Below are 20,882 nucleotides of genomic sequence, written 5' to 3'. Positions count from 1 at the left end.
ACGGCGGCCGATCGGGTGGCCTTACGGCGGCGTATCAGCGTTGTGGATACTTGCCCGGTGACCCGACCCCTCGGCCGCCGCCTCGCGCTGCTCTGCGCCGCGCTCCTCGCCACCGCCGTCGCCGCCTGCGACACCGCCTCCGACGACCCGGCGTTCGTGCCGCCGAGTGCGGCCGCCCCGTCGGGCTCGACGGCGCCCGAGCCGGCCCCGGCCGCGTTCGCCGGCTGGCACGACCCCGCGCAGACCGGCAAGCCGTGGGGCGACAAGGTCAAGGGCCTGCTGACGTTCCGGGGCAACCCGACGCGCACCTTCCACGGCACCGGGCCGCTGCCGAAGACCAAGCCCGAGGAGCTGTGGCGCTTCCCGAAGACGGGCAACATGTGCCGCCCGTCGGTCGACGAGCACGGCGAGCGGATCTGGTGCGGCATGGGCTGGACCGGCCAGCCCGCGGTGTTCGAGCGCGACGGCAAGACCTGGATCGTGTTCGGGGCGTACGACGGCAAGGTGCACTTCCTCGACGCCACCAGCGGCGAGCGGCTGCTGCCCGACTTCACCACCAACGACATCATCAAGGGCTCGGTGACCATCGACCCGGACGGCTTCCCGCTGGTCTACACCGGTTCGCGCGACGACTACTTCCGGATCATCGCGATCGACGGCGACAAGCCCAAGGAGCTGTGGAAGCTCTCGGCGTACGCGGTGAAGCCGACGCTGTGGAACAACGACTGGGACAGCTCGGCGATCATCATCGACGACTACCTGTTCGAGGGCGGCGAGAACAGCCAGTTCCACATCGTGAAGCTCAACCGGGGCTACGACGCCAACGGCAAGGTCACCGTCAACCCGAAGCTGATCTGGAACACGCCGAGCTGGGACGAGAAACTGATCAAGGAGGCCGGGCACAAGACGTTCTCGGTGGAGAACTCGGTCAACGTCTCCGGCAACACCATCTACTTCGCGAACTCGGCCGGCCTCGTGCAGGGCTGGGACATCAGCGGGCTCAAGAGCGGCCAGAAGCCCAAGCGGGTGCTGCGCTTCTGGACCGGAGACGACACCGACGGCTCGATCGTCTCCGACGAGAAGGGCATGCTGTACGTCGGCTCGGAGTACGAGAAGAAGAACGCCCGGTCCAAGACCGTCGGGCAGCTGATGAAGCTCGACCCGAGCAAGCCCGACGACCCGCTGGTCTGGAAGATCGACGAGCGCAACGGCGGCACGTACAGCACCGCGGCGCTGCACAAGGACATCGTCATCTTCGGCACGCACGCGATGGACCTGGTCGGCGTGGACCGCGAGACGGGCAAGGAGCGCTGGCGCCAGCACGTGCCGGGCATGGGCCACGGTTCGCCGGTCATCGTCGACGACGTGCTGGTTATCGGCGACTGCAATGCCGGCTGGCTGAACGCCTACGACGTCGCCGACACCTCCGTCGCGCCGAAGCTGCTGTGGAGGGTCAAGCCGGGCGCCTGCATCGAGTCGACGCCCGCGGTCTGGAACGGCGTGATCTACGTCGGCACCCGGGCCGGCCAGCTGCACGCCCTCGCGCTGCGATGACGGTCACCGTCCCGGACTGGACCGGCCAGGTCGCCGACGAGCAGCCGTACCCGCTGGTCTTCGCGACCGTCAGCGGCGCGCACCTGTACGGGTTCGCCTCGGTCGACTCCGACGTGGACCTGCGCGGGGCGCACCTGCTGCCCGCCGCGGAGCTGGTCGGGCTGCGCCAGGGCCCGCCGACGATCAACCACATCGGCGACCGGCACGGCGTCGAACTCGACCTGGTCACGCACGACCTGGCCAAGTGCGCGAAGCTGCTGCTCGGCCGCAGTGGCGACGTGCTGGAGCAGGTCACCTCGCCGCTGGTGGTGCGCAGCACGCCGCTGCACGCCGAGCTGCTGTCGCTGGTGCCGGGCTGCCTCAACGCCGGGTACGCCGACCACTACCTGGGCTTCTCGATCTCGTCGGAGAAGCTGTTCGCGAGCACCGGCAAGCTCAAGCCCGCGCTGTACCTGCTCCGGGTGCTGGCGACCGGCCTGCACCTGATGCGCACCGGCGAGGTCGTCGCCGACCTGACCCTGCTGGCCGAGGACGCGAAACTGCCGTACGTGCCGGAGCTGATCGCGGCCAAGCGGCAGGGTGAGCACCGGCGGCTCGGCGTCGACCCCGGCCTGCCCGGCCCGGAGCAGATCCTGGCGGACACCGAACGGCTGCGCGAGCAGCTCCGCGAGGCGAAGGCGACGACCGGGCTGCCCGCGCAGCCGACCGCCTACGACGCGCTGCACGACCTGATCGTGCGAGCCCGGCTGTCCGCGCGCTGACCGTCCCCGGACGGCAAAGGGCCCGCCTGCGCCCCTGACCGGCGCAGGCGGGCGTTCAAGGGGCCCGCGCGAGGCGGGCCGGGTGTTACCGGCGGCGCCAGTTGCGGCCGCGCACCGCGGCGGCGAAACCGGCCAGGTGCAGCGCGACGAACAGGAAGCCGAGCAGGGTCAGCGTGCCGACGGTGAACAGCGGCTCGACGCCCTCGCCGAGCAGGTCGAGCAGCAGGGCGAGCCCGAAGCAGATCGCGGCGATGATGGCGAACATCGAAACTCCAGTTATGTCAGAGGGGGTTGCCTGACACTGGGATGTCCACATGCGCATGAGCGCAAACCTCAGCGCAACGACACCAGCAGTCGGCCCTGTTCGGTGACGGTGACCTGGGTGCCGAGTTCCGCGCAGGCCTTGCCGAACCGCCACCCGATCCACTCCGCCTCGTGCGGCATCGCCGGCCGGGTGCGGGTGAAGTCCAGCGCCAGCGGCACCGCCTCGACCGACACCGGCCCCTGCTCGTCGATGGTGACCTCGAACAGCAGCCCGAGATCGTTGCGCAGCCCGGGATCGACGGCGTAGTCGTCGACGAAGTCGCCGAGGTCGTACAGCACCGGCCCGTGCACACCATGGAACACGTGCGCCGAGTGCCCCGCCACCAGCGTCGCCCCGGCCGCCAGGAGCTGTGTCGCGGCCTCGCGTACGTGCCCGACCGGGCCGCTGGTCATGTTCGGCCCCCAGTGCGGGGTCACCAGCGCCACGTCGACCTGCGCGGCCATCTCGCCGACCAGCGCGGTCAGCCAGTCCGGCACGCCGTGCCGCAGGTCGGCGAAGGCCACCCCGGGGCCGTCCTCGGTCGCCGCGAAGTCCTGCGGGTGGTCGGTGACGCCGAGCACGCCGACGCGTACGCCGCCCGCCTCCAGCAGCCGCCAGGCCCGCGCGCGCGCCTGGTCCGGGCCCGCGCCCACCACCGCGACGCCGACCCGGTCCAGGTGCTCCAGGGTGTCGGCGAGCGCGACCGGGCCGAAGTCCAGGGCGTGGTTGTTGGCCAGGGTCACGCAGTCGACGCCCAGCCACGCCAGCAGGCCCGCGGCGCGCGGCGGGGCGCGGAAGAAGAACGGCTTGCCGGGCGCGGGCCACGGCTCGCCGCGCTCGGAGATGCAGCACTCCAGGTTGACCACGCACAGGTCCGCGGCGGCGGTGAGCTGCTGCACCTGTTCGGCGAAGATCTCCTCGTACGCCGCGTGGCCGAGGGTGAGCCGGTCACCCACGGACCGGCCGAGCATCGTGTCCCCCGCCAGCACGAGCTTCACGCCCTCATTGTGCTCCTGTCGCGATCTTGTGGCCTCGCATAATCCCCGAAATCCGGCTGTTCGGACAAGATTCCTGACAGTGGGCGCGGCGAGGGATGATGGGGGCACAGGAGGGCGGCTATGCGACCGACTCTGCGGTTGGGCAGCATCGCCGGCATCCCGGTCGGCGTGCACTGGTCGGTGTTTCTGATCATGTTGCTGCTGGGCCAGGGGCTGGCGACCGCCGTGCTGCCCGCGGGCGCGCCGGGCGGCTCCGCCGGGGCGTACTGGATCGTCGCCCTCGCGGTCACCGTGCTGTTCCTCGGCTCGCTGCTGGCGCACGAGCTCAGCCACGCGATCGTGGCCCGCCACTACGGCGTGAGCGTCCGCCGGATCACCCTGTGGCTGCTCGGCGGCATGGCCGAGCTGGAGTCCGAGCCACCGCACGCCCGCGCCGACCTGTTCGTCGCCCTCGCCGGGCCGCTGGCCAGCCTCGGCGCGGCCGCCGTGTTCGGCGCGGCCGCGGGCGGCCTCTACCTGACCGGGATCGCCCCGCTGGCCTGGGTCGCGCTGGCCTGGCTCGCCCTGGTCAACGCCGTGCTCGCGGTGTTCAACCTGCTGCCCGGCGCGCCCCTGGACGGCGGGCGGGTGCTGCGCGCGGCCCTGTGGTGGTGGCGCGGCGACCGGGCCTTCGCCGCCCGTACGGCCGCGCGGGCCGGCATGGTCGTCAGCATCCTGATGATCACGGGCGGCACCCTGCAGGTGCTGTGGCTGGCCGACATCGGCGGCCTGTGGCTGGTGCTGCTCGGCTGGTTCCTGCTGTTCGCGGGCCAGGCCGAGCAGGCCGACGCCCGCCTGCGCACCGCCCTGTCCGGCGTCCTGGTCCGCGACGCGATGGTCCCGCCACCCGTGGCCGGCTACGTCAGCCAGCGCCTCGACGACTTCATCGCCGTCGCCGCCGCGCACCGCCCCGCCGACGCCTACCCCGTGCTCGACCCCGACGGCCGCCCCGCCGGCCTGGTCACCCTCTTCTCCCTGGCCCGCCTGAGCCCCGCCCAGCGCACCGACAAGACCCTCCGCGACGTCCGCTTCCCCCTCGACCGCCTGACCGTCCTCTCCCCCGACGACCCCCTCGAAGAAGCCGCCCGCCGCATCCTCTCCACCCGCCTCCCCTGCCTCGTCATGGACCAAGGCACCCTGGTCGGCCTGATAACCCCCACCGACCTGAACCGCACCATCGACATGCGCACCCTGAGCGAAGGAAGGGCACCTTCTTAGCGGTTTCCGTAGAGGAAGGGCACCTTCTTAACCCCTCAACCCGGTTGAGCTGGGCATACCCATCGGCTGCGGGGCGGGTACGCGGCCCCGGCCGGATCTCGCCGTTCCACGCCGGAGCGGCTTGTTGCACATCCATGGCAACAGCGGCTACCTTGCGAAACGTGTCGTCACCTGGTGTCGTCGTCGAGGCCATCCTGCTCTCCGCGCAGGACGGCGGCCTGCGCTTCCGCCGGCGCCGCGCCGAGGTCACCGGCGGCGCGCACCCCGACGACGTCGCCCGGCAACTCGCGGGCCTGTCCCCGTGCACCGACGGCGGGCTGCTGCACTCGACCTCGTGGCGGGTCGAGGACGGCGTCGTCGTGCTGACCTACGCCGCCCTGCCCGACCTGGACCCGCGGCACACCCGGCCGGTGCGCGTCGACGCGATGACCTCCGGTCCGCATCCGCTGGCGCCCAGCCCCGCGACGGTGGACCTGGACGCCGTCGCCGCGCACGCCTGCCGCCACCTCGCGATGCTGGCCGGCACCGACGCCACCGTGGCGGCCACCACCCGGCTGCTGCCGCAGCTGTGGGAACCGCTGCGCAAGCTCGTCCCGGTGCCCGCCGGCGCACTCGCCGCGGTCCCGGTCTGACCGGACCTCGCCCGACCGGGCCCCGGCAGGCGTCAGCTCCGGTGACCGCACCCGGGGTTCAGGAAGCCGGGTCCAGCAGGAAGATCCCGTAGGAGAACGGGCCCGCGGTGACACCCGCCCCGTCGGCCTCGACCCCGCGCACGTCGACCGGCCGGGCTCCGGCCAGGCTCGGCACGGGCACGGCGGCGGGCTCGCGGCGCGGGTGCACCACCACCAGGTGGGTGCCGCCGCGCACGTAGACGAACGGGTACCCGGCGTGCAGCACCTCCACCTCGCCGCCGGTACGCAGCGCGGGCGTGTCCCGCCGCAGCGCGATCAGGCGGCGCACGGTGTGCAGCAGCGACTCGCTGTCGGCCCGCTGCGCGGCGACGTCCGGCCGGTCCGGCGACGGGTCGAGCGGCAGGTAGAACCGCTCGGCGGGCGCGGTGGAGAACCCGGCGCCGTCGCCGCCGTCCCACTGCATCGGCGTACGCGACCCGGCCCGGTTGTAGGTCTCGCCGAGCACGCTGCCCTCCTTGTCGGGCAGGCCGGGCACGTACCGCATGCCGATCTCGTCGCCGTAGTAGACGGTCGGCATCGTCGGCCAGGTGAACAGCAGCGCGAACGCGGGCGCGAGCTGGTCGCGGGTGCGCGGCCCGCAGGCCAGGCGCGAGAAGTCGTGATTGGAGCTGGGCAGCGCGATGTGCCCGGCCCCGCCGGCGGCGTCGGCCGCCTGCCGCCACTCGGCCAGGAACTCCGCGACCGACCCCGCGCCCTCGGCGTCGAAGTAGCACGGGCCGTCGCCCCAGGCCGGGTCATGGGTGCCGGTCTGGTTGTTCCACAGCGAGCCGAACGCCCGTCCGCGGAAGTGCAGGAAGAAGTCGGCGTGGAAGCCCGCGGCGACGGCGGCGGCCGGGTCGCTCCACTCCGACAGCAGCGCGGCGTCGGGATAGGAGCGGTCGAGCCAGGCCCGCATCTCGCGCCACAGCCGCGACGTCTCCACGAACCCGGGATCGTCCTTGACCAGCGAGGCCGCCATGTCGACCCGGAAGCCGGCGACGCCGCGGTCCAGCCAGTACGCCATGATCTCGCGCAGCGCCGCTCGGTTGGCCTGCGGGCCTGCGGCGTCGACCGGCTGCCGCCACGGCTCGGCGGCGTCGAGGCGGGCGTAGCCGAAGTTCAGGGCAGGCTGGATGTCGAAGAAGTTCTGCAGGTAGTGGCCGGAGCGCGGGCCCGGCGACGTGACCCAGCCCGGCCGGCCCGCGACCTCGTCGCCGGCCCAGACGTATCGGTGGTCGGCGGCGTCGTCGCGCGAGTGCAGGAACCAGGGGTGCTGGTCGGAGGTGTGTCCGGCGACCAGGTCCAGCATGATCCGGATGCCGCGGGCGCGCGCGGCGTCGACGAGGCGCAGCAGATCGTCATTGGTGCCGTAGCGCGGCGCGACGGTGAGGTAGTCGGCCACGTCGTAGCCCGCGTCACCGAACGGCGAGGCGAAGCACGGGCTGAACCAGACGGTGTTCACCCCGAGCCACTGCAGGTATTCCAGGCGCTGCTCGACACCCGCGAAGTCGCCGATGCCGTCGCCGTCGGAGTCGGCGAAGGTCTGCGGATAGATCTGGTACAGCACGCTGTCGTTCAGCCAGGCCGGCCCCGAGCCCACGGTCACGGCGTCCCCCGTCGGTGCGTTCGCGGCGGCCCGCCCGCCGACGCGGCTACCCTACCCGGCTGCCGCGAATCCGCGGATTCATGACTAACTGCGGACCGCATCGGGTAGACCTCGAAAGAACGACTAATCGGACCTTCGGGAGGAACCATGAGCCAGACGGCGAGCACCACCCGCCAGCGCAAGGCCACGACCCCGGCGAAGAAGGCCGCCAAGGCCACCAAGACGATGGCCAAGACGACCGCCAGGACCGCCCCCAAGTCGGCGGCCAAGACCTCGCAGGGCAAGAAGTCCATGCCGGCGGCCGCCGTGGGCCAGGACGCGATCGCGCTGCTGAAGGACGACCACAAGGTCGTCGAGAAGCTGTTCAAGGAGTTCGAGAAGGCCGGCGACGCCGCGTACGCCAAGAAGCGCAAGATCGTCGACCAGGTGATCAGCGAGCTGACCACGCACGCGTACATCGAGGAGACCCTGTTCTACCCGACGGCGCGCAAGGCGGCTCCGGAGACCGGCGAGCACGTGCTGGAGAGCGTCGAGGAGCACCACGTGGTGGCCTGGATGCTGTCCGAGCTGGCCGGCACCGACCCGCACGACGAGCGCTTCGACGCCAAGATGACGGTGCTGATGGAGAACGTCCGCCACCACGTCAAGGAGGAGGAGCAGGAGTGGTTCCCGGAGGTCCGCAAGGCGATGAGCCGCGGTGACCTCAAGGAGCTGTGCGCGAGGATGGAGGCGGCCGAGAGCAAGGCCCCGTCCGACCCGCTGAAGCTGCGCAGCGCCAAGGCCTGATCCCACCGACCGCCGCCCCGGACCGCGCCCGCGGCCCGGGGCGGCGGCGCTGTATCCGGGCCCGATGAGCCCAGCTCACTCCCAGGTCGGTGTTAAGAAGGTGCCCTTCCGCTACGCAGAGCGATGTGCAGGTGCCCTTCCTTGCGAACGGGCCGTGAGGGCTTGGGCGTCGGTGATGGCGGCGGCGTGCGGGTCGTTGTTGAAGTAGACGTGGACGGGGGCGCCGGCGGGGAACGTGTCGGTGAGGCGGGACAGCCAGGTGGCGAGGGCGGCGCGGCCGTAGCGGGGGCTGGGGTCGGCGCGGCCCTCGTGGAAGCGGAGGTAGCCGAAGTCGGTGGTGCGCCAGAGCGGGGTGATGGGGCGGCCCAGGCGGTCTGCCCAGCACAGGGCCGCGTGGTGGTGTTCCAGCACGGCGCGGATGTCGTCGGTCCACCAGGAGCGGTGGCGGGGTTCCACGGCGACGCGCACGTGCGGCGGAAAGCAGGCCAGCACGGCGGACAGCGCCTCGGGATCGGCGCGCAGGGTCGGTGGGAGCTGCAGCAGCACCGGGCCGAGGTGGTCGCCGAGCGCGCCTGCCACACCGAGGAAGCGGTCGACCGGCTCCCGCGGGTCGCGCAGCCGTTTGACGTGGGTGAGGTAGCGGCTCATCTTGACCGCCATGACGAAACCGGCGGGCAGCTGCTCGCGCCACTGCGCGAAGGTCTCGCGCGGCGGCAGGCGGTAGAAGACGCTGTTGACCTCGACGGTCGGGAAGTGCTCGGCGTAGTAGCGCAGCCAGAGGCGCTGCGGCAGGTCCGCGGGGTAGAACGGGCCCCGCCAGTCGGCGTACTGCCAGCCGGACGTGCCGACGACGATCACCGTTCCAGTGTCACCCGGGACCGGCCGGGCCACACCTTCCTGTGATCATCGAGCCGTGACGGTGACGAGTGTGCACGATCGCGACGAGCTGGCGCGGCTGCTGGGCGGCGATCCGGCGCTGCACGCGTACCAGCTCGGCGATCTCGACGACTTCTTCTGGCCGTACACGTCCTGGTACCACGACGGCGATGCGGTCGCGCTGGTCTACCACGGTGGCGGCATGCCCACCCTGCTCGCCTTCGATCACCGCCCGGGGGCGTCGCACGCGCTGCTGGCGGGGCTCGTGCCGCTGCTGCCTCGGCGCTTCTACGCCCACCTGTCCCCCGGTGCCGAGCAGGTGCTGGGCGCGGACTTCGACGCCGCGCCAGGCGGCCCGCACCTGAAGATGGCGCTGACCGACCCGGCCGCGCTCGCCGCCCCGCTCGGCGACGTGCTGACCCCCGCCGACCTGCCGGAACTGCTGGCGCTCTACGAGGTCGCCTACCCCGGCAACTGGTTCGACGCGCGGATGCTGGAGACCGGCCAGTACGTCGGGGTGCGCCGCGACGGCGAGCTGCTGGCGGTCGCGGGCGTGCACGTGTGGTCGCCGAAGTACCGGGTGGCGGCGCTGGGCAACGTCACCACGCATCCGCGCGCTCGCGGTGCGGGCCTGGCCCGGGGTGCGGTGTCCGCGCTGTGCCGGCGGCTGCTGGACACCGTCGACCACGTGACCTTGAACGTCAAGGCCGACAACGCGGCCGCGTGTGCGCTGTACGGCCGCCTCGGCTTCACCCCGGCGGCCGAGTACGGCGAGTTCACCTTCACCGCTCGTTGACGGACGCCGTCCCGGCTCCTACGCTCGACGCCGTCCGGTGATGTTGGATTTCGTTGGAACAGGTGGAATTCCGTGGGCGGTTCGGAGCTGGTGGCGCTGCGCGCCGCCGGGGTGTCGCTGGTGCTCGGCGTGGCCGGCCCCGGCGTGCCGCGGGTGCTGCACTGGGGCGCCGATCTCGGTGACGCCGTCCCGCTCGACCAGCTGGCCGCCGCGCAGGACGCGGGCGGCAACGCGCTGCCGCCCACCGCGCCGCTGCTGCCCACCCAGCGCGACCGCTGGGCCGGTCGCCCCGGCCTGTCCGGCCACCGCGACGGCGGGCCCGGCCACCTGCGGCTCAGCCTGACCGAGCCGGTCACGGTCACCATCGACCCGACCGGCGGGGGTACGGTGACCGCCACGTCCCACGACGAGGTCGCGGGCATCGCGGTGCGCACCGAACTGGAGCTCACCCCGCAGGGCCTGATCCGCCAGCGGCACGCCGTCACCAACACCGCACCGGGCCGGTGGCACGTCGACAGCCTGCTGTGCCTGCTCCCGGTGCCCGCCCAGGCCGCCGAGGTGCTCGACTTCACCGGCCGCTGGTCCCGTGAGCGGGCGCCGCAGCGCAGCGCGTTCGGCGACCAGACCATCGCCCACGAGAGCCGCCGCGGGCGTACCGGCTTCGGCGCGCCGTCGCTGTTCACCGCGGGCACCCCCGGTTTCGGTTTCCGCACCGGCGAGGTGTGGGGCGTGCACGTCGGCTGGTCCGGCGACCACCAGCACCTGGCCCAGCGCCTGCCCGACCGCGACGGCGTGCTCGGCGGCGGCGAGCTGCTGGCGCCCGGGGAGGTGTGGCTGGCCGAGGGCGAGACGTACACCAGCCCGTGGGCGCACTTCGCCTACTCGGCGTCGGGGTTGGACGGGCTGTCCGCGGCGGTGCACGGCTGGCTGCGCGCCCGCCCGTCGCACCCGGTCTCGCCCCGGCCGCTGACCCTGAACACCTGGGAGGCGGTCTACTTCGACCACGACCTGGGCAAGCTGACCGCGCTCGCGCGCACCGCCGCCGAGCTGGGCGTGGAGCGGTTCGTGCTGGACGACGGCTGGTTCCTGGGCCGCCGCGACGACAAGGCTGGCCTCGGCGACTGGTACGTCGACGCCGACGTGTGGCCCGACGGCCTGCACCCGCTGGTGGACGAGGTGAACCGGCTCGGCATGCAGTTCGGGCTGTGGGTCGAGCCGGAGATGGTCAACCCGCGCTCCCGGCTGGCCGAGCTGCACCCCGACTGGGTGCTGGCCGCGCCCGGCAGGCTGCCCGAGGAGCAGCGCTGGCAGCACGTGCTCGACGTGGCTCGCCCGGAGGTCTTCGAGCACCTGCTGGAGCGGCTCGACGCGCTGGTCACCGAGTACCGTCCGGCGTACCTGAAGTGGGACCACAACCGCGACCTGGTCGAGGCGGTGCACGACGGCGCGGCCGGGGTGCACGCGCAGACCGACGCCGTGTACCGGCTGCTCGACGCGCTGCGCGCGCGGCACCCCGGCCTGGAGATCGAGTCGTGCTCGTCCGGCGGCAGCCGCGTCGACCTTGGTGTGCTGGCCCGCACCGACCGGGTGTGGGGTTCGGACAACAACGATCCGCTGGAGCGCCAGCACATCCAGCGCTGGACCGGCCTGCTGCTGCCGCCGGAGCTGGTCGGCTGCCACGTCGGCCCGCCCGTCTCGCACACCAACGGCCGCGCCACCTCGCTGGCGTTCCGCTGCGCCACCGCGCTGTTCGGCCACGCGGGCATCGAGTGGGACATCACCGGCTGCACCGACGACGAGCGCGCGGCGCTGCGCTCCTGGATCGGGGCGTACCGCCGGCTGCGCGGGCTGATCCACACCGGACGCACGGTGCGGGCCGACCATCCCGACCCGACGGCGTTCCTGCACGGCGTGGTCGCCACGGACGGCGGGCACGCGCTGTACGCGTACGCCCAGCTCGGTTCCAGCGCCCGCGACGGCGCCACCCGGCTGCGCCTGCCCGGCCTGGACCCCGCCGCCTCCTACCGGGTGTCCCTGCTCCCCGAACTCCCCGGCCCACACCTGCACGGCCGCCCCTGGCAGCCCGACCTGCTCCTCACCGGCGCGGCCCTGGCCGGCCACGGCCTGCTCGCTCCCCCACTGCGCCCCGCCGAGGCCTTCATCCTGGAACTGCACCGCCAGCCCTGACCACCACCACCCCCTCGGGTTGATCATGAACTTGTGGCACGGCTCGGCGGCGTGTCATGTGCCCAACTTCATGATCACCCATAGCCACGGCAGGGCGGATCAGGGTTTGGAGTTGCGGCGTTGGGCCTGGATACCGACGCCGAGGGCGACGCCCATGGCGACGCCGACGCCGACGCCCATGGCGAGGTTGCCCAGCGCCAGGCCGAAGGCCGCGCCGAACGCCGCGCCGAGCGCGATGCCCAGCGCCAGGGCGCTGCCCGAGCCCTCGCCCGCTGCCTCGGCACCGTCCCCGCCCGGGTCCTCGACGGGCCGGTCGTTGTCCCTGTCGTCCGTCACGATCGCCTCCCACTGTCGGGCAACCCGATACCCGGGTCGGCTCGAACCATGCCAGACGCCGTCAACCCGCCGGTGGCGGGCTCAGCGGTGAGTGACCGGCACCCCGCGTCATGCCGGGCGTCGTCACGGCCCGGTCACTCCGGCAGGCCGGGGATCGTCAGCTGCCCGGGAATCTCCGGGACGGGTCCGCCGCCCCGGGCGTCGTCCGTTTCGTCGGACGGGACCGGGCCGTCGGGCACCACGGGCACGGGCGGCAGTGGCCCGGCCGCCGGATCCGGGAACAGCCGGGCGAGTTGGGGCAGGCGGCGGATGGTCTCGGCGGGGTCGTCGAAGTTCCAGTGCTCGTCCTGCAGGGTCTGCAGCCGGGGCTTGGTCCGGTGCTCCTCGACCGCGCGGTAGATGGTGGCGCCGTGGCCGCGTACGCCCTCGAAGGCTTCGGAGGCGGCGTAGTTGAGCTCCTCCCACTCCGGCCACTCCTCGGCGCGCCAGTCGCCGCGCACGCGCCCGGCCAGGCTGCGGACCTGCGGCACGCGCGCGAGCGCGTCCGGGTCGTCGACCAGGCGCTCGAAGGCGTCCCTGCCCAGGCTCATCAGCCAGGTGCGGAAGTAGCAGAAGCCGTCGTCGGAGCAGCCACCGAAGATCCGGTATGCCGCGCCCCACATCAGCCAGGTCATGGCGCGGTCGGACGCGTCGTCCAGGTGCGCCTCGAACTCCAGGATCTCCTCGACCTCACGTGCCGCGAGCTGCGCCTGGATCCAGCCGGCACGGCGTGCCCGGCCGGGATCCTCCCGCACCGCACGCTCGATGAGCCCCCAGAACTCCCCCACATCCACGGCAGGCACTCTCCCACATCCGTCCGACGGTCCCGCCCCGGCACCGATGTCGATCACGGTGCCGGGGCAGTGACACGCCGTCGAACACGTCCATAAGTTCATGATCGACGCGGGGAGTGGGGCCCGGGCGGCGGGGGCGCCGCCCGGGGTGGGGGTCAGCCTGCGGGGAACAGGCTGCCGTAGTCGGCGAACGCCATGGCGATGTCCGACTGGGCCCAGAAGCGGTGGTAGGTGAAGGTGGGTGCCGGGCCGGTGCCGTTCATGTACGCCGCGACCGCCGGCCAGGCCGGGTCGGTGGCGTAGAACGGGCGGACGGACATGAACGTCGAGCTGGAGTTGATCGGCACGCCGGTGCCCATCATGCCGCTGAAGCCCGACGGAACGTACATGCCGGTCTGCGTGGTGGAGTTCCACACGTCGTCGAACCGGTTGTAGTCCTCGCGGACCTCAGGCACCACGATGCCCTTGGTGTCGTTCGCCTTCAGCAGGATCATCCGGTCCAGCAGGCCCTTCGCGGTCGCCTTGGCGGAGTTGCCCAGGGTCGAGCCGTTCTCCTTGGCCGCGTAGTAGGTCAGCGTACGGGCGTAGGCCGCCGCGACGCCGACGTCGTTGCTGGTCTTGGAGACCGTCACGTGCAGGTTGGGGTTGGCCGCCGGGGTGCCGCCGCCGCTGAAGTTGCCGGACGGCTGGCCGGACCAGGTCATGTCACCGGGGATGGCGAACGTCGAGCCCGAGCCGAGCGTGGTGTTGGCGACCGCCCAGGCGACCCACTTGTCGAGGATGGCCTTGGCCTTGGCGTTGCCGGTGACGTAGTAGTACTCCGCCACCCGGTGCAGCGACCACGCCTGGAAGCCGAACCACTGGTTGCTGGGCGGGTCGTGGTAGACCGGCTTGACGTCGTACGCCATGCCGTAGAACGTCGGCGTGCCGGACGGCGGGGCGGAGTAGTTGCCGTTCCAGCTGTTCGTCGCGCCACCGGCGATGGCGCCCTCGGCCGACTGCAGCCAGAGGTAGAAGTCCAGCTGCCGGGTGAGGCTGGTGTCCCAGTCCGTCGCCGCCGTGGGCGACTGCGGGCGCAGCGCCGACGGGCCCGACGAGCCGAGCACGTACGCCGCCAGCGGGTTCTGGTAGCCCTGGTGGTTGTGGCTGGAGCCGATGCGCCACGACCACGCCCCGCCGATGTCGCCGCCCCAGGCGTAGTACCAGGACAGCAGGTAGTTGGAGCTGCTCTTGCCACTGCCCGGCGTGCAGGAGGTGGAGGTGCAGCCCGGGGTCTTGAAGTACTTGTCGTACATCGCGTACCGCAGGTAGTCGCCCATCTTGGCGGCCTTGGCGATGGTCGCCGAGATCTGCGACTGGTTGCCCTGGGCCGTGGCCCACTGCAGCGCCCAGTACGCGGCCTCGACGGCACGCGCGTCGGCGTCCGGCGCGTTGGTGTAGCGCCACTGGTTGGTGCCCGACCCCTGGATGAACAGTGACGGGAAGTTCGCGAACCGGCCCGTGTCACAGGACGGGTGCGCGACCGTCTCCCAGGTGGACTCCTGCGGCCCGCGCTGGAACGTGTTGATGTAGGTGACGCGCTGCGTGCTGTCGCCGCACTCGGCCCCGGTGCGCCCGGTGCCGTACTTGTACACGTCGTCGACGTCGAGCAGCCAGTGCATGCCGTAGATGTTGCGGTTGCCGTACGTGCTCTGCAGCTCGTTGGCCAGCGGGTCCTGGCCGGCGACCACGCTGGTGCTCAGCGCCACCGGGTAGCCGTTGGGCTGCAACGACTCGGGCGCGTAGTCGGCCGGGTCGCTCGGGTTGTAGGTGCTCTGTCCCGGCTGGGCGGCCGCGGACGGGATGATGTACTGCTCGGTGATGTTCCAGGCGTTGTTGAACGGGGTCCAGTTGCCGGTGACCCGGCCGTACTGGGCCTCCATCCAGATCCAGAAGCTGAACGCCTCGGACGTCGTCTCGTGGCCGTGGTCGGGCGCCTCGACGAGCAGCGTCTCGATGGTGTGGTACGGGATGCCCTCGGGCGAGAAGTACCCGTTGTTCGGGTCCTTGAGCTTGTTGTACTGCGTGGTGAACTCGGTGATGTAGGCGTTGGCGGTGTTCTCGTCGTCGACCTCGGTCGCGGTGACGGTCACCGAGCTCAGCCCGCTGGACGCGACCGTGATCGGCCGGGTGCCGTTGGTGCTGTCGCTGTCCTGCGCCGCGGCCAGGGTCACGTTCTGCGTGGTGTTCCAGTTGCTGGTCGTGAACGTCAGGCTCGCGCCCGACGACACGGTGAGATCGCTGTCACCGGAACCCGCGGTCGAGGTGACCGTGACGTTGCCGCTCGGCTGGACGGCCAGGCGCACCGCGTACACGGCGGTCGAGCCCTCGGGCACGCTCACGCTGGTCGGCGAGACCACCAGCGACTGGGTCGTGCCGGTGTCGTTGTCGGCCTCGATCGCGGTCACCGTCACCGAGGTCAGGCCGCTGGATGCGACCGTGATCGGCCTGGTGCCGTTGGTCGTGTCGCTGTCCTCGGCCGCGGCCAGGGTCACCGTCTGGGCGGCGCTCCAGTTGCTCGTCGTGAACGTCAGGCTGGAGCCCGACGACACCGTGATGCTGGTGTCACCGGAACCGGCCGTGTTGGTGACCGTCACGTTGCCGCTCGGCTGCGCGGCCAGGCGCACCGTGTACGACGCCGTGCCGCCTTCCGGCACGGTGACGCCGGTCGACGAGACCACCAGCGACTGGGTCGTGGTGCTGTCGTTGTCGGCCTCGGTCGCGTTGACCGTCACCGAGCTCAACCCGGACGCCGCCACGGTGAACGGCCGGGTGCCGTTGCTCGTGTCGGAGTCCTCGGCGGCGGCCAGGGTGACGATCTGGTTGGTGTTCCAGTTGCTCGTCGTGAACGTCAGGCTGGAGCCCGAGGACACGGTGAGGTTGGCGTCACCGGAACCGGCCGTGGTGCTGACCGTGACGCTGCTGCTGGGCTGGGCCGACAGGCGTACCGCGTAGGTCGCGGTGCCGCCCTCGGGCACGCTCACCGACGTCGGCGACACGACCAGGCTCACCGTCGGCGTGGTGCCGCCGCAGGAGACCCCATTGATCGCGAAGTTGGACGGGTTGGTGTTCGTGCCGCTGTACGAGCCGTTGAACCCGATGCCGGTCGACGCGCCCGTGGCCAGGTTGCCGTTGTAGGACAGGTTCGTCGCGGTGACGTTCTGCCCGGACTGGCTGTAGTTGGCCGACCAGCCCTGGATGCCGCCCTGGTTGCCGGGCCAGGTCCAGGTCAGCGACCAGCTGGTCAGCGGGTCGCCGGTGTTGGTGATGTTGATGTTGGCGCCGAAGCCGCTGCCGTTGTCCCAGGCTTTCGTATAGGTCACCTGGCAGGACACGGCGGCGTGGGCCGGGGACGCGATCGTCGCCCCCGTGACCACGACCATGGCGCCCACCGCGACCAGCGCGACGCGACGCCTCAACGTGCGGAAACTCATGAGCTCTCCTCGTGGAGCGGGTGCCGGCCGCTTGTCCCGGATCGGGCCGTGGACGGGACGGACACGCGGCGGCCGCGCAGCGGCCGACCAGGCGCCGTCCGGTCCCACCGGTTGCCCTCGGCCGCCCGTTCCGCGTGTGGCTCCACACGAGTAGATGCATCGTCGCATCGACCCCTGCTGATCACAAGGGTCGATCACGCAGCAGTTCTCAGCGCCCTCTCAACGTTCTCAGGAAACGCACAGCAGGTCGCGGGCATCGACGACGGGCTCCGGTCCCAGGGCGGACCCGCCGTCGACGCCGTCAGCCGCGCAGCACGTGGCCGCGCCGCTCGCCGGTGAACCGTCCCGCGTCGACGACCAGATGACCCGCCAGCACGACGTGCTCGACGCCCGTCGGCCGCACGTCGGGCACCGCGTAGGTGCCGTCATGGCCGATCGTCGCCGGGTCGAACGCGACCAGGTCGGCGACCGCGCCCGCGCCGACGTAGCCGCGCCCGGTGAGTCCGAACTGGTCGGCGATCGCCGAGGTCATCTTGCGGACCGCCTCGGGCAGCGTGAGCAGGCCGCGCTCGCGCACGTACTCGCCCAGCACCCGGGGGAAGCAGCCCCAGGTGCGCGGGTGCTGCAGGCCGACCGGCGGGCCGTTGTCGGAGCCGATGCCGATCAGCGGATCGACCATGATCGTCTCGACGTCCTCCTCGGCCATCAGGGTGATCACCATGCCCGCGCCCGGGTCGGCCGCGAGCACCTCGCACAGCGTGTCGAAGGCGTCGCCGGTGCCCGCGAGCTCGGCCAGGGTGCGCCCGGTGACCTCGGGCCGGGTCGTGTGCGTGGTGACCAGGACGTCGGCCGGGCTCACCCGGGCCCAGAAGCCGTTGGGCTGCGTCAGGTCCTCGGCCAGGGCGCGCAGCTCGGCGCGGGCGGCCGGGTCGGCGAGCCGGGCCCGCAACGCCTGCGTGCCGCCGACCTGCGCCGCACCCGGCAGCAGCGCGTTGAGGAAGGTGCCGCCGGCGCGGTACGGGTACTGGTCGCCGCGCACGTCGACCCCCGCGAGGCGGGCCTCGTGCAGCTTCGCCAGCAACAGCTTGGCGTTGCCGTGGTTGGCCTGCCCGGCGACCTTGCAGTGCGACACCTGCAGTCGCACCCGGGCCTGCGTGGCGATGGCGATCGCCTCGTCCAGGGCCTCGCCGAGCCGGTCGTCCTCATTGCGCATGTGGGTGGTGTAGGGGCGGTTCCAGCGATGCGCGACCCGGGCCAGGGCGATCAGCTCGTCGGTGTCGCCGTAGCTGCCCGGCGGGTAGATCAGGCCGCTGGACACGCCGACCGCCCCCGCCGCGAACGCGTCGTCGGCCAGGCGGCACATCTGCTCCAGCGCGCCGGGGCGCAGCCGCTCGTCCATGCCGTTGGCGAACGCCCGCAGCGTGTTGTGCCCGACCAGGGCGGCGATGTGGTTGGTCGGTCCGGCGGCCGCGATGTCGGCCAGGTAGCCCGCGAAGTCGCGCGGCACGACCGGCACGCCCCCGGCCAGCTCGGCGAAGAGCGGCCCGGTGGCCTCGATCGTGGCGTCGTCCAGGGGCGCGAACGAGAACCCGCAGTTGCCCACGATCTCCGTGGTGACGCCCTGGAACAGCTTGAACGGCTGCGGCTCGGGCAGCAGCGGCACCGGATCGGAGTGGCTGTGCGCGTCGATGAAACCGGGCGCGACGGCCAGGCCGGTCACGTCGATCTCCCGCCGGGCCGGGCCGAGGTCCGCGCCGACGGCGACCACATGGTCGCCCGCGACCGCCACGTCGGCGGCGACACCGGGGCCGCCGAGGCCGTCGTACACCGTGCCGCCGCGCAGCACCAGGTCGTGCATGGTGTCATTCCTCCACAGGGTGGGCCGACCGGCTCGCACAAGGTGCGCCCGGTCGAGGGGGTGGATCCGCGCCGGGGATGGTCAGGCGACGCGGGCGCGGGCCGCGGCGGTGAAGGCGATGAGTCCGGCCGCCACGATCGGCAGGCCGATGGAGAACAGGGCCAGCGCGCCGAGTGCGCACAGCAGCACCCCGGACGCGAGCAGCGCGGGAGCCCGGAACCGCCGCGAGCGGATCGACCCGTGCAGCGTCAGCGCCGCCGCGACCAGCAGGCCGCCCACGAACCAGAGCACCGGCACGTCGCCCTGTCCGAGCACGAGCACGACGTAACCGGTGGCCGAGCCCAGGCACAGCAGCGCGACGACGAGTGCCAGCCAGTCGACACCTGGTCGGGTACGCGTTGCCACCCCGTCATTGTCGCTGACGACGGCCCCACCGGCACGACCAACAGCCCGACCAGCGCGCCTTCGGCGTCATCGGGCGAGCCACTGGGTCGCGGTGGTGACCTCGGCGAGGGCGTCGGGGTCGGGGTCGACGCCGATGCCCGGGCCGGTGGGCACCGCCAGATGGCCTTCGGCCAGCACGAACGGGGCGGTGACGTCGCGGCGGAAGTAACGGCCGGAAGCGGAGGTGTCGCCGGGCAGCACGCAGCCGGGCAGCGCGGCCAGGGCCACGTTCGCGGCACGCCCGATGCCGGTCTCCAGCATGCCGCCGACCCAGACCGGCACCCCGTTGGCCGCGCACACGTCGTGCACCCGGCGGGCCTCCAGGTAGCCGCCGACCCGGCCGGGTTTGATGTTGACGACCGACGTCGCGCCGAGCGCGATCGCGTCGGCGGCGGCCCGCGCGCTGGTGATCGACTCGTCGAGGCAGATCGGCGTGCGCACCTGCCGGGCCAGCTCGGCGTGGCCCCGGATGTCGTCCTCGGGCAGCGGCTGCTCCATCAGCAGCAGGTCGAACGGGTCCAGCTTGGCCAGGTGGCGAGCATCGGCCAGGGTGTACGCCGTGTTCGCGTCGACCTGGAGCAGGATGTCGCCGAAGCGCTCACGCACCGCGCGCACCGGCGCGACGTCCCAGCCGGGCTGGATCTTCAGCTTGATCCGCAGGTAGCCCTCGGCCAGGTAGCCCTCGACCGCCTCCAGCAGCTCCGGGATCGAGTCCATGATGCCGACCGAGACGCCCGCGGGCACCCGGTCGCGCACCGCGCCCAGGTGCGCCGCCAGCGGCAGTCCGGCCGTGCGCAGCTTCGCGTCCAGCAGTGCCGTCTGCACGGCGGCCTTCGCCATCGGATGACCCTTGATCTTCGCGAAGGGCACCTCGGCCAGGTACGGGTCCGCGTCCGGCAGGCTCAGCACCGCCGGGATCAGGAAACGCCGGATCACCTCGGCGGCCCCGTCGACGTACTCGCTGGAGTACAGCGGCTCGGACATGGCCACGCACTCGCCCCAGCCCTCGGCCCCGTCCTCGGTGACCGCGCGCACCAGCAGCACGTCGCGGTCGTGCTCCACCCCGAACGAGGTTCGGAACGGACTGACCAGCGGCATCGCGATCCGACGCAGCTCGAACCCGGTCACTTTCACGACTTTTCCTCCAACACGTACCATCCGTCACGGCTGATCCCGGTGATCCGGTAGCCGGCCTCCAGCGCCCCGCAGACCGCGTCCCGCACCGCGGGCCGCCACAGCTTCGCGACCACGGGGTTCTCCGCCCGCAGCCGCTCGATGTCACCCGGCACCGCGACCAGCAGCACCCGGCCGTCCGCCGGCACCGGGGCCGCGGGCGGGACCGGCGCGTCGCGCTCGGTGCGGCCCAGCAGCTCGGCCGCACCCTCGGCGCGCAGCGCCGGCAGGTCGACCTCGCGCACCTCACCCCGGGCGGCGGCCACCGCGGCCGGGGACAGCAGCTCCCAGCGGACGTAGATGCGGTCGGTCGCCTCGCCGGTGTTGATGCCGTCGTTCATCTCGCCGTAGAAGTCCGGCAGGTAGTCCGCCGCCGTCGCGCCGAGCTTGTGCAGGTTCACGTGCGCGTTGCGGCGTACCAGGGGGTCGAAGGTCCAGCAGATCTCGCCGATGCCGCGGGCCAGGGTCCAGGCACGCTGGTGCTGCTTGAGGGCGAAGCCGACGCCGCCGCTCTGCCGGGTCGGGTCCACGCCCGCGATGTGGGAGTGCAGGTGGCCGGTGCCGAAGAAGCCCACGGCCGCGCCGATCAGCTCGTCGCCGCGGTAGGCCCCGACCACGTAGTTGCCGGAGTGCTCCAGCGCGCGCAGCATGCCGCCGTTGATGAGCTGGTCGGGCGAGTCGGCCCGCCAGACCCGGCACAGCAGGTCCGCCGCCCGGTTCTGCTCGGCCACGGTGGACAGCTCGCGCATGCGTACGCCCAGCCGGTCGGCCGCGGCCCGCGCCAGCTCCTCGGCCTGCACCACCGCGTCCACGGTGATCTGCTGCGTCACGTCGCCCCACTCTCCCGCGCGGGCGTGCCCTGAGCGCGCCGCCGTCTCCACCGTAGGCACGATCATGCCGTCCCGCGATGGGCCTGCCCGGCGGAGGCGTCGGTACGAATGCAGCCCAGGATGTTCCGGCTCGTCATGT

The 20,882-nt window shown here is 72.3% G+C and carries 18 protein-coding genes; 7 read left to right on the top strand and 11 right to left on the bottom strand.

The features are described from left to right. Nucleotides 1-57 precede the first annotated feature (57 nt). On the top strand, nt 58-1,554 hold the full coding sequence (locus HAV39_RS15290; RefSeq protein ID WP_191839881.1) for an outer membrane protein assembly factor BamB family protein: 1,497 nt from the start codon (nt 58-60) through the stop codon (nt 1,552-1,554). After that, entirely contained in the window at nt 1,551-2,315 is a 765-nt protein-coding gene (locus tag HAV39_RS15285) for a nucleotidyltransferase domain-containing protein (protein WP_191839880.1), read from the top strand. Before HAV39_RS15290 ends, HAV39_RS15285 begins: the two co-directional genes overlap by 4 nt. A gap of 85 nt (nt 2,316-2,400) precedes the next feature. On the opposite strand, the gene HAV39_RS15280 is transcribed toward HAV39_RS15285, so the two are convergent. Together HAV39_RS15280 and HAV39_RS15275 are read right to left on the bottom strand one after the other, a co-directional pair. After that, complete coding sequence (locus HAV39_RS15280) at nt 2,401-2,580, bottom strand: hypothetical protein (protein WP_120315464.1); 180 nt, start codon at nt 2,578-2,580, stop codon at nt 2,401-2,403. 68 nt (nt 2,581-2,648) lie between these two features. Beyond that, the gene (locus tag HAV39_RS15275) at nt 2,649-3,617 is read right to left on the bottom strand and encodes a CapA family protein (protein WP_191839879.1); all 969 of its coding nucleotides are present in this window, start codon (nt 3,615-3,617) and stop codon (nt 2,649-2,651) included. Between the two features lie 120 nt (nt 3,618-3,737). Here HAV39_RS15275 and HAV39_RS15270 point away from each other — a divergent pair, with 120 nt between their 5' ends. Beyond that, on the top strand, nt 3,738-4,874 hold the full coding sequence (locus HAV39_RS15270) for a site-2 protease family protein (protein WP_191839878.1): 1,137 nt from the start codon (nt 3,738-3,740) through the stop codon (nt 4,872-4,874). Between the two features lie 161 nt (nt 4,875-5,035). Continuing rightward, nucleotides 5,036-5,506: a hypothetical protein gene (locus HAV39_RS15265; protein ID WP_191839877.1), complete on the top strand. Its 471-nt coding sequence runs from the start codon at nt 5,036-5,038 to the stop codon at nt 5,504-5,506. 58 nt (nt 5,507-5,564) lie between these two features. Here the strand turns inward: HAV39_RS15265 and HAV39_RS15260 are convergent, their stop codons facing one another. Then, a complete protein-coding gene (locus tag HAV39_RS15260) occupies nt 5,565-7,151 on the bottom strand; it encodes an alpha-amylase family glycosyl hydrolase (protein ID WP_191839876.1) in 1,587 nt (528 codons plus the stop codon). A 147-nt stretch (nt 7,152-7,298) separates the two neighbouring features. On the opposite strand from HAV39_RS15260, the gene HAV39_RS15255 reads away from it, so the two are divergent. Continuing rightward, nucleotides 7,299-7,937 (top strand): hemerythrin domain-containing protein, encoded by a 639-nt coding sequence (locus HAV39_RS15255; RefSeq protein WP_239120382.1) that lies wholly within the window; start codon nt 7,299-7,301, stop codon nt 7,935-7,937. A gap of 111 nt (nt 7,938-8,048) precedes the next feature. Here the strand turns inward: HAV39_RS15255 and HAV39_RS15250 are convergent, their stop codons facing one another. After that, complete coding sequence (locus tag HAV39_RS15250) at nt 8,049-8,795, bottom strand: DUF72 domain-containing protein (protein ID WP_191839875.1); 747 nt, start codon at nt 8,793-8,795, stop codon at nt 8,049-8,051. A 55-nt stretch (nt 8,796-8,850) separates the two neighbouring features. Here HAV39_RS15250 and HAV39_RS15245 point away from each other — a divergent pair, with 55 nt between their 5' ends. After that, nucleotides 8,851-9,609, top strand: a complete 759-nt coding sequence (locus HAV39_RS15245; protein ID WP_191839874.1) for a GNAT family N-acetyltransferase — start codon at nt 8,851-8,853, stop codon at nt 9,607-9,609. Between the two features lie 72 nt (nt 9,610-9,681). After that, nucleotides 9,682-11,796, top strand: coding sequence for an alpha-galactosidase (locus HAV39_RS15240; protein WP_191839873.1), 2,115 nt, complete (start codon nt 9,682-9,684; stop codon nt 11,794-11,796). Nucleotides 11,797-11,895: 99 nt separating this feature from the next. Here the strand turns inward: HAV39_RS15240 and HAV39_RS15235 are convergent, their stop codons facing one another. From HAV39_RS15235 to HAV39_RS15205, 7 genes are all read right to left on the bottom strand, one after another. Further along, nucleotides 11,896-12,132, bottom strand: a complete 237-nt coding sequence (locus tag HAV39_RS15235; protein WP_191840063.1) for a glycine zipper domain-containing protein — start codon at nt 12,130-12,132, stop codon at nt 11,896-11,898. A 134-nt stretch (nt 12,133-12,266) separates the two neighbouring features. After that, nucleotides 12,267-12,974 carry a DUF4240 domain-containing protein gene (locus HAV39_RS15230; protein WP_191839872.1) on the bottom strand — a complete coding sequence of 236 codons (708 nt, stop codon included), beginning with the start codon at nt 12,972-12,974 and terminating at the stop codon, nt 12,267-12,269. A 146-nt stretch (nt 12,975-13,120) separates the two neighbouring features. Further along, nucleotides 13,121-16,438, bottom strand: a complete 3,318-nt coding sequence (locus HAV39_RS15225; protein ID WP_191839871.1) for a glycoside hydrolase family 48 protein — start codon at nt 16,436-16,438, stop codon at nt 13,121-13,123. A 301-nt stretch (nt 16,439-16,739) separates the two neighbouring features. Continuing rightward, complete coding sequence (locus HAV39_RS15220) at nt 16,740-18,296, bottom strand: N-acyl-D-amino-acid deacylase family protein (RefSeq protein WP_191839870.1); 1,557 nt, start codon at nt 18,294-18,296, stop codon at nt 16,740-16,742. 81 nt (nt 18,297-18,377) lie between these two features. Continuing rightward, nucleotides 18,378-18,701, bottom strand: coding sequence for a hypothetical protein (locus HAV39_RS15215; RefSeq protein WP_120315474.1), 324 nt, complete (start codon nt 18,699-18,701; stop codon nt 18,378-18,380). Between the two features lie 66 nt (nt 18,702-18,767). Beyond that, complete coding sequence (gene menC, locus HAV39_RS15210; RefSeq protein WP_191839869.1) at nt 18,768-19,874, bottom strand: o-succinylbenzoate synthase; 1,107 nt, start codon at nt 19,872-19,874, stop codon at nt 18,768-18,770. After that, entirely contained in the window at nt 19,871-20,809 is a 939-nt protein-coding gene (locus HAV39_RS15205; protein WP_191839868.1) for a GNAT family N-acetyltransferase, read from the bottom strand. The genes menC and HAV39_RS15205 overlap by 4 nt, the downstream gene beginning before the upstream one ends. Between the last annotated feature and the right edge of the window lie 73 nt (nt 20,810-20,882).

Origin of the sequence: Catellatospora chokoriensis (assembly GCF_011297315.1) — a bacterium.
In the GTDB taxonomy this organism is placed as follows: Bacteria; Actinomycetota; Actinomycetes; order Mycobacteriales; family Micromonosporaceae; genus Catellatospora; species Catellatospora citrea.
The sequence above is the reverse complement of the archived record's forward strand: the minus strand, read 5'-3'. Positions and strand labels throughout refer to the sequence as shown.